This is a genomic window from Leisingera sp. ANG-DT, assembly GCF_000813785.1.
Classification (GTDB): domain Bacteria; phylum Pseudomonadota; class Alphaproteobacteria; order Rhodobacterales; family Rhodobacteraceae; genus Leisingera.
In genome coordinates this window covers 1-808 of record NZ_JWLE01000088.1, presented here as the reverse complement: position 1 = coordinate 808, position 808 = coordinate 1, and the positions used below count along the sequence as shown (strand labels likewise).

The following is an 808-nucleotide window of genomic DNA, read 5'->3' as shown; positions in this document are numbered from 1 at the left end:
CCATTGGGGCAACCCGCTGGAGCAGGGCGCGCATCTGATGACGATGAGCACCTACAAGAGCCTGGGCGGCCCGGCTGGCGGGCTGATCGTCACCAACGATGCGGACATCGCCGAGCGGCTGGATGCCATCGCCTTTCCCGGCATGACTGCAAACTTTGATGCAGCAAAGTCGGCGGCGCTGGCGATGAGCCTGTTGGACTGGGTGGAGCATGGCGCGGGCTATGCCAAGGCAATGGCAGATCTGTCGCTGGCCCTGGCCGAGGCGCTGGCCGGGCAGGGGCTGCCGGTCTTTGCCGCTGCGCGCGGCATGACCCAGTCGCATCAGTTTGCACTGGAGGCGGCGGAGTTCGGTGGCGGCCAGGCGGCATCGAAGCATCTGCGCAAGGCAGGCTTCCTGGCCTGCGGCATCGGCCTGCCCATCGCGGAGGTGCCGGGCGACATGAACGGGCTGCGCATCGGCACGCCGGAACTGGTGCGCCGGGGTGTCACCCTAGCGGATGCGCCCAAGCTCGCAGACCTGATCGCCCGGGCCATTCGGGCAAAGGACCCGGCAGCCATGGCGGCAGAGGTTGCCGCGTACCGCGCCGGTTTCCAGCGGATGCACTACGTCCGTTGAGGCTGAACGCCAAAGCGGCGCTCTCCCGCACCCGCGCGTGACCGGCTGTGCCGGACCCGCTGGCCCAACGGGAGGATGCCTTGCCGCAGGAAAGGCGGACGACGGGCGGGAGAGGTTCTGGCTGCCGGACCTGACGGCAGCGGGTGACCCGGAGCCGCGGTTGTGTTCTACTATTGCGGTAACAACACATGG

1 pseudogene is annotated in these 808 nt (G+C 68.2%); it reads left to right on the top strand.

The features are described from left to right. Nucleotides 1–616: pseudogene (locus RA21_RS21895) on the top strand (serine hydroxymethyltransferase); the annotation flags it as partial. Nucleotides 617–808 lie beyond the last annotated feature (192 nt).